Origin of the sequence: Vibrio sp. S11_S32 (assembly GCF_014694465.1) — a bacterium.
Classification (GTDB): domain Bacteria; phylum Pseudomonadota; class Gammaproteobacteria; order Enterobacterales; family Vibrionaceae; genus Vibrio; species Vibrio algicola.
In genome coordinates this window covers 1-7,549 of the sequence record NZ_JAAUWS010000078.1, presented here as the reverse complement: position 1 = coordinate 7,549, position 7,549 = coordinate 1, and the positions used below count along the sequence as shown (strand labels likewise).

Here is a 7,549-nt window from a genome sequence, read left to right as displayed (position 1 = left end):
TAGACACTGCGGAGTGGTAGTTCAGTTGGTTAGAATACCGGCCTGTCACGCCGGGGGTCGCGGGTTCGAGTCCCGTCCACTCCGCCACTATTTATGAAAGCCTGATTCGAAAGAGTCGGGCTTTTTTACGTCTGAACAAAGTTGAATTATAGAACGTAAAGGCAATGACTTTGAGGTGATATACTGTGGTCGCATTAGTTGGTTAACTCTATTCAGAAGCGGCGGCCTGTCACGTCGGGGGCGCGCAAGATTGGTGATATTAGGGAGCCCCGTCCACATCACCACTGTCTTTTTTATAATAGCTGAAAGCCCGATTTGAAAGAGTCGTTTTTTTACGTCTGGACAATCCCGAAAAACAGCTACAAAAATGTATGGTCCGCCTCTTAATTGCAACTACAATTAATTAATGACGGAGTTAGTTTGCGCTAATGCATTCGGAGTCACGTTTGGTGAGCTCATGGCTTACCATCTCCACGATGATATCCGCGCCAGATTATCCTTAAAAAGCCAAAAGCATTTTTATGCTGTTTTTTGTATCTGGTTTTTAATCTGGCCGATTGACCGTTTTTGTCATCACTTTCATTGACGTTGCAAACTCGGTTACGGCTGCAAAGCAGCCTTAAAAGCTTGGCGGTGTTGTAACACCGCCCAAGCTATTCTTGCTAGCTTGTTGGCAAGTGCTACCACTACAACATTAAACGGCTTGGTTGCCCTCAAATTGACCAGCCACTGACCAAATACTTTCCCTGTGGTTTCTGGCCTAGATAAAACCGCTCTAGCACCATGAACAAATAAGGTCCGAAGCTGTTTATTTCCTCGTTTACTAACACCAAATAACTTGGGTTTACCTCCTGTCGAAAACTGCCTTGGAACAAGACCCAGCCATGCTGCCATATTACGACCATTTGCAAAATTATTTGCAGAGCTCACATCAGCAATACAAAGCGTTGATGTCAGATCTCCAATGTCGGGAATTGTTTTTAATAACCGAGCTAATTCATTATGTTCAGAAATATCATGAAGCTTAATGTCTTGCGCTTTTATTTGTTGGCTCAAATAAGAATAATGCTCATGAATACTACATAGTTCATTGAGTAAACTCGGGGGTAATTCTTGATTTTGTTCTGCTAACCACTGGAAAAGTGCTTTCATATTTGCATGTCCTTTGGGCAGGCTCAGGCCAAATTCGAGTAGAATTGCGCCAATTCTAGACATACATGCCGTTCGTTCTTTTATATAACCATCTCTAATTCGATGAATCGTTGCTATAACTTGTGCATCTTCTGTTTTTACTGCAACAAAACGCATAGATGGTCGGCTCGCTGCTTCTGCTATCGCAGCTGCATCAATGAAGTCATTTTTATTACCCTTGACGTAAGGTTTTACATATTGAGGGGGGATGAGTTTGGTCTGATGACCTAAATTTATGCATTTTCGAGCGAGCCAATGGGATCCACCACATGCTTTAAAAGCGATAATTGTAGGTTCTGGCTTCGCAATAAAAGAGATTAATTGGTTTCGATTATATTTTTTCCGTAAAACTTCTTTCCCCGAGTGGCTATGACCAACCACGTGAAAGCTATGTTTACCTAAATTGATACCTAAAATTTGGATAGAAGACATATGGTTCACCTCATTTCTGAATGCCTACTCTAAGCATAGGAGTTTGAGAGTGAGGCGGACCATATAATTAAGCCGAAGTATTCTTCTTCGGCTTTTTTGTGAATCTATAATATCTGCTTGAGTATCTTATCGGCCTTTATCCGCTTAATTTTACGTATCAATTTCTGAACCCCTTCAGGATATAAATCTATGTCTTCCAATTGCTTGTAGCTTCCAACAAGGTGAGTATGTTCTAAGATTGAAGTAAGCTCTTGTTCAAATTGATCGCGAAGTAATTGTTGAGGGTCCTTTACTAATAAACCGTTCTCCAAATCCAATTTCCACGCTCTAGGGTTTAAATTATTACCGGTTATTAGCATATACTCTTTATCTACCCACATACCTTTTAGGTGAAAGCTATTGTTGTTGTGTTTCCATAAATGGATAGAAAGTTGTCGACTGGCGATATGAGCCTCATTTACTTTGGCAAATTGGCGCAAGTTAACTTCGTATAAATAGGGTAAGCCAGCGATGGTTTTAAAGTCTTCCTCGGGCGGAATATAAAAGTCATTGGCGGTTTTATCACCGACAACAATCGTGATTTTGACACCACGTTTAATCGCTTTTTTAATCTCTTTTGCTACACTTTTAGGGAAATTGAAATACGGCGTAAAAATAGCAATGTCTTTTTCTGCACAAGCAATTAGATGGTTAATGTGTAGGTTTAGTTTATTACGACGCTTGCCAACACCAACCAGCGGAATAATACCCACCTCACCATCTTGTAATTGATCACCATTAAACTGATAGCTTGATTGGGCTAATAAAGCCCTAAACTGTTTAATCGCCAGCTTAAGTGATTTGGTGGTCGGACGGTTTTCTTGATTAAGACTGTTAACCGCAGGGTTAGCCACCATATATTGATCGATATAATTAACCATAGTTTGGGCTAAGGTCTGATTTTCAATAACATGGTAGCGGTCAAAACGGTACTTATTGCTTTGATGAAGATAAATATTATTGAGGCTTGCTCCGCTATAGATAACGGTATCATCGATAATAAAGCCTTTAAGGTGCAATACGCCGAATACCTCTTTGATACGAACAGGAATACCGAGTATAGAAATACCATGTTGATATTTTTTTTCTAGTTCGCAATAAAAAGCGGCGTTACCATCAGTTTTTCCCGCGCCAATTAATCCGCGTTGGGCTCGGTGCCAATCGACACAAACGGTCACCTCTAATTGAGGATTGCGTTGTTTCGCTTCATAAAGCTCGGTTAAAACTTCTCGACCCGCTTCATCATTCTCTAAATAAAGTGCGACGAGATAAATTCGATTACGGGCACTTTTAATCTCGGATAGCAGGCGCTCTCTGAATTGCTTGGCCTGAAATAGAACTTCAAACTTATTCGGATCTTGAGCTATGGTTGGTAGCTGTTCGAGTAAATCCTTACTAGCTATCATATATATTCTTAACCTTAGAAACTTTAGAGTCTTATGAAGGTAACTTTACCAAAAAAGGTAGCCACCTGACTATATTTGCTTGGTATCTTATGCCATATCAACGGATTTGTACTGCATTGGTAACAGTTTTTTTCCATTTGTAATGTAACGAAGGAATAATTGTCTTAACGATGATGGCAACTGCTCACTTTCAATGGCGTGAAAGCCGCCTTGTTGATAAAACGTTTCTAAATGCTGATAAGCAAAACAATAGCAATTTGAGTTTAACTCTTCAGTTGCGCAGTAACTAAGTAACTGCTGACCAATCCCTTGTTGTCGATGATCTGGCACTACGAGCATACCTGTCAATAATGTATATTGCTCAATAGGACGAAAACGCACAATGGCAATGATAGTCTGCTGTTGATAACCGACCACCACTCTTTCATTTTTCTTTACCTTAGCCAAAGGGTAATACGCCTTATAAATAGGCTTAAGTAGAGGGTATTTGATTAGAGGAAGAATCTGGAAAATGACTGACATTATGAAGGGCTATGATTGCGTTTCGGATAGGGTAGAATAGCACGATACAAGAACAGGTAATCAATCAAATGAATGTAAACGATAATGTAAACTTAAAACCATTCCATACTTTTGGTATTGATATGCCATGTGACACTCTAATTGAAGCAACGACAATAGAGGATATAGCACAAGCCTTTCAATCAATGGAATGGATAAGGAAGCCTAAATTGTTATTAGGTAAAGGGAGTAATGTCCTTTTTACCGAACCTTACCAAGGTGTAGTGATCGTCAATCACTTACAAGGTAAGACGCTAACAGAAAAAGAAGGTCATTATCACCTGCATATTAGTGGTGGTGAGGATTGGCCTAGTTTGGTTGACTGGACCTTAGAGCAAGGTATCGGCGGCCTAGAGAATTTAGCTTTAATCCCTGGGTGTGCAGGTAGTGCTCCAATCCAAAATATCGGTGCTTATGGGGTTGAGTTCAAAGATGTCTGTGAATATGTCGATTATTTGGATCTTGCTGACTTTAAAGTAAAGCGATTATCCGCTGCTGAGTGCTGCTTCTCTTACCGTGACTCGATTTTCAAACAAGCATTGTACAATAAAGTGGTTATTACTGCTGTGGGCTTGGTTCTCAGTAAAGAATGGTGCCCTAATTTATCATACGGGCCATTAGCGGCGCACAAAGACTTGCTGAACACTCCCAAATCGGTTTCTGATTTAGTGTGTGAGATTCGACGCAGTAAACTGCCTGATCCTGCCGTGATGGGAAATGCAGGTAGTTTCTTTAAAAATCCAATTATTAGCCACGAGCATTACCAACAATTAAAAATAGCCCACCCCGAAATGAGTGGTTATGAAACCGAAGTTGGTGTCAAAATTGCCGCCGGTTGGCTCATTGATCGCTGTGGCTTGAAAGGTCATCAAGTGGGTGGCGCTCAAGTACACCCGCAGCAGGCTTTAGTTTTAGTCAATACTGGAACCGCAAGCGCAAAAGATGTATTGGATCTTGCTTGGTTTATAAAGCAAAGCGTGAAGACTAAATATGGTGTTGAACTTGAGCATGAAGTTCGATTTTTCACTGCGACAGAAGAATCGAAACTCGATGTAATACTTCAAGAATCAGAGCGATAATATGGTGTCGTCGTGCATCCGAATAAGGCAATCATAATGACTGAAATGATACGCAAAGAGCATGTAGTTAAATATCAAATTATCAAAGTACTTTCCGATGGGCAATTTCATTCCGGTGAAGCGCTTGGTGAAATGCTCGGTATGTCTAGAGCGGCGATTAGTAAGCATGTTAAAGCTATTCAAACTTGGGGTCTAGACATCTATCGAGTTCAAGGGAAAGGGTATCAATTGTCGAATGCGATTGAGCTACTCGATCAAAGCTTAATCCAACGCAGTTCGCAACAACCAGTAGAGCTTATTCCTATTATCGATTCGACCAATCAGTATTTACTTGATAAGAGTAAAGATAAAGAAAGCGGTTGTGTCTGCGTGGCGGAATACCAAGCCAAAGGAAGAGGGCGCAGAGGTAGAGAATGGGTGTCACCATTTGGCGCAAATCTTTATTTCTCTATGTATTGGAAGCTAGATGCTGGTGTGGCCGCTGCTATGGGGCTTAGTCTGGCTATCGGGGTGGCAATTGTTGATGGGTTAGAGTCACTTGGTGCAAAAGACATTAAATTAAAGTGGCCAAATGACATCTATCACCATGATAAAAAGCTGGCCGGAGTATTAGTTGAAATGTCAGGGCAAACCGGTGAAGCTGCGCATTTAGTGATAGGGATGGGATTAAATATCCACATGTCAAAAACGACGGATAACATTGATCAATCGTGGACTAATCTAGAGCAGGTATTTGATGGTAATACTCCGAGCCGCAATAACGTGGTGATTGCATTACTGGCTGCTTGGAAGCGTGTATTAACTGGATATGAACACAAAGGCATGAGTGAGCTGGTTGAGCGCTGGAATCAACTGGATAATTTTCATAATCAGTCGATCAAACTGATTATGGGCAACAAAGAAGTTTATGGACAATGTAAAGGAATCAATTCGCAGGGAGCGATTTTATTACACACCGAGCAAGGGGAAGAAGCGTATGTCGGCGGCGAGATTTCTCTGCGCAAAGCCGATAACTAATTTACATCGGTATTGAATTATTTGCGTAATAATATCTCTTCAACTTGATGGCCGACGCCTTTACGTAAAATTAATTGAGCGCGACCTTTAGTTGGCAGTATGTTTTGTTCCAAATTTACGCCATTAATGGTTTGCCAAATACTCTGCGCTTTCGTAATAGATTGAGCTTCAGTGAGCTCAGTATAATGGCTAAAATAAGAACCGGGTTTAGTGAATGCCCCTTGTCGTAACTTCATAAAACGGGAAATATACCAGTCTTCAATCGTTTTGCTCTCGGCATCGACATAGATAGAAAAATCGAGAAAATCCGAAATAAACATCTTTAAATGAGCGTCTGGATAGTCATGACTACTTTGTAAGACATTCAAGCCTTCAATGATCAGTACATCTGGCTGATCCACCACTTTGACTTCATCGGTAATATTATAAGTGATATGAGAATAAACCGGCGCTTCGACATTGCGTTTACCTGCCTTCACATCGTTGAGAAAAGTCACCAAACGCTTGGTGTCATAAGACTCAGGGAAGCCCTTTTTAGTCATTAAATCATGATCAAGTAATGTTTGATTGGGACGTAAAAATCCATCGGTAGTAATTAACTCTACTTTTGGATGGTTTTCCCAGCGAGATAACAACGCTTTAAGCAGGCGAGCTGTAGTGCTTTTACCTACCGCAACACTGCCGGCAATACCAATAATAAACGGTGGCGATTTCTCATCTTTTTCTGAATGGTGAGGGCTAAAAAACTGGTGCAGTACTTGGTTGCGACTTTGACGAGCGGCAACATAAAGATTTAATAAGCGTGACAATGGTAGATAAATTTCAGTAACTTCATCCATCAAAAGATGTTCGTTGATCCCTTGCAGTTCTTTTAAGTCTTCTGATGTGAGTGTCATAGGAACAGAATTCCGCAACTCGGACCACTGCTCTCGGTTATATGACAAATATGGATTCATAATCAGGCTCAAAACAATTAACAAGGATGAGCGAAGATACACTATGCTTGCTTGAATTCAAACTATTGCCATCGTGCTTTTATTGCAAACATTCAGAATGTTGCCGATTTTCTAGACAAATGCGTAATAGAAGGCGGAAAATCGTATTTTTTTGCATTTTACTCTTGCAAGATTTTCGAACATTCAATAGAATTCGCACCACTTGCGCCGACTTAGCTCAGTAGGTAGAGCAACTGACTTGTAATCAGTAGGTCACCAGTTCGACTCCGGTAGTCGGCACCACTTCCTTTTTTAATATCGAAAGTGGCAAGCAAAATAAAATTTGGAGGGGTTCCCGAGTGGCCAAAGGGAGCAGACTGTAAATCTGCCGGCTCCGCCTTCGATGGTTCGAATCCGTCCCCCTCCACCATATTGTTCATGTAGATTCGTCTATATGCGTAATAAATTGCAGTTAAAACTGTACTAAATGACAATGCGTGCGTCGTATAATGGCTATTACCTCAGCCTTCCAAGCTGATGATGCGGGTTCGATTCCCGCCGCACGCTCCAGTTAAAAAGTTTTCGCTGATATAGCTCAGCCCGGTAGAGCGCACCCTTGGTAAGGGTGAGGTCCCCAGTTCGAGTCTGGGTATCAGCACCAGTTTTAATCAAGCAATACTTATATAATTAACAATCATTTTGGTTACGTGGTCTTCATGGCCACCAAATCCGTACCTAGAGGGACTATCCATGTCTAAAGAGAAATTTGAACGTACGAAACCGCACGTAAACGTTGGTACTATCGGCCACGTTGACCACGGTAAAACAACTCTTACTGCTGCTATCTGTACTACACTTGCAAAAGTGTACGGTGGTGTTGCTAAAGATT

General features: G+C 41.1%; 7 protein-coding genes and 5 tRNA genes. 8 read left to right on the top strand and 4 right to left on the bottom strand.

Features of this window, described 5'->3' with window-relative positions; translation table 11 throughout:
• Nucleotides 1–10 precede the first annotated feature (10 nt).
• Nucleotides 11–87 (top strand) — tRNA-Asp (locus HC723_RS16145).
• Nucleotides 88–600: 513 nt separating this feature from the next.
• On the opposite strand, the gene HC723_RS16140 is transcribed toward HC723_RS16145, so the two are convergent.
• The 3 genes from HC723_RS16140 to HC723_RS16130 all read right to left on the bottom strand — a co-directional run bounded on the left by HC723_RS16140 (nt 601) and on the right by HC723_RS16130 (nt 3,515).
• Complete coding sequence (locus HC723_RS16140) at nt 601–1,623, bottom strand: IS110 family transposase (protein WP_190339813.1); 1,023 nt, start codon at nt 1,621–1,623, stop codon at nt 601–603.
• Between the two features lie 104 nt (nt 1,624–1,727).
• Complete coding sequence (pssA, locus tag HC723_RS16135; RefSeq protein WP_153445635.1) at nt 1,728–3,068, bottom strand: CDP-diacylglycerol--serine O-phosphatidyltransferase; 1,341 nt, start codon at nt 3,066–3,068, stop codon at nt 1,728–1,730.
• Nucleotides 3,069–3,155: 87 nt separating this feature from the next.
• Nucleotides 3,156–3,515 carry a GNAT family N-acetyltransferase gene (locus HC723_RS16130; protein ID WP_238925528.1) on the bottom strand — a complete coding sequence of 120 codons (360 nt, stop codon included), beginning with the start codon at nt 3,513–3,515 and terminating at the stop codon, nt 3,156–3,158.
• 143 nt (nt 3,516–3,658) lie between these two features.
• On the opposite strand from HC723_RS16130, the gene murB reads away from it, so the two are divergent.
• Nucleotides 3,659–4,708 (top strand): UDP-N-acetylmuramate dehydrogenase, encoded by a 1,050-nt coding sequence (gene murB, locus HC723_RS16125; RefSeq protein WP_190339812.1) that lies wholly within the window; start codon nt 3,659–3,661, stop codon nt 4,706–4,708.
• A 36-nt stretch (nt 4,709–4,744) separates the two neighbouring features.
• Nucleotides 4,745–5,725 carry a bifunctional biotin--[acetyl-CoA-carboxylase] ligase/biotin operon repressor BirA gene (gene birA, locus HC723_RS16120; RefSeq protein WP_190339811.1) on the top strand — a complete coding sequence of 327 codons (981 nt, stop codon included), beginning with the start codon at nt 4,745–4,747 and terminating at the stop codon, nt 5,723–5,725.
• A gap of 17 nt (nt 5,726–5,742) precedes the next feature.
• Here the strand turns inward: birA and coaA are convergent, their stop codons facing one another.
• Complete coding sequence (gene coaA, locus HC723_RS16115; protein WP_153445643.1) at nt 5,743–6,681, bottom strand: type I pantothenate kinase; 939 nt, start codon at nt 6,679–6,681, stop codon at nt 5,743–5,745.
• Nucleotides 6,682–6,887: 206 nt separating this feature from the next.
• On the opposite strand from coaA, the gene HC723_RS16110 reads away from it, so the two are divergent.
• The 5 genes from HC723_RS16110 to HC723_RS16090 all read left to right on the top strand — a co-directional run.
• A tRNA-Thr gene (locus tag HC723_RS16110) sits at nt 6,888–6,963 on the top strand.
• Between the two features lie 42 nt (nt 6,964–7,005).
• Nucleotides 7,006–7,090: transfer RNA gene (locus HC723_RS16105), tRNA-Tyr, on the top strand.
• A gap of 65 nt (nt 7,091–7,155) precedes the next feature.
• Nucleotides 7,156–7,230, top strand: a tRNA-Gly gene (locus tag HC723_RS16100).
• Between the two features lie 14 nt (nt 7,231–7,244).
• A tRNA-Thr gene (locus tag HC723_RS16095) sits at nt 7,245–7,321 on the top strand.
• An 89-nt stretch (nt 7,322–7,410) separates the two neighbouring features.
• On the top strand, nt 7,411–7,549 hold a 139-nt coding region (locus tag HC723_RS16090; protein WP_238925529.1), incomplete at its 3' end, for a GTP-binding protein.

Coding starts and splice junctions, on each gene's coding strand:
- HC723_RS16140 (WP_190339813.1), bottom strand. CDS start 1,623: ATGTCTTCTATCCAAATTTTAGGTATCAATTTAGGTAAACATAGCTTT.
- pssA (WP_153445635.1), bottom strand. CDS start 3,068: ATGATAGCTAGTAAGGATTTACTCGAACAGCTACCAACCATAGCTCAA.
- murB (WP_190339812.1), top strand. CDS start 3,659: ATGAATGTAAACGATAATGTAAACTTAAAACCATTCCATACTTTTGGT.
- birA (WP_190339811.1), top strand. CDS start 4,745: ATGACTGAAATGATACGCAAAGAGCATGTAGTTAAATATCAAATTATC.
- coaA (WP_153445643.1), bottom strand. CDS start 6,681: ATGAATCCATATTTGTCATATAACCGAGAGCAGTGGTCCGAGTTGCGG.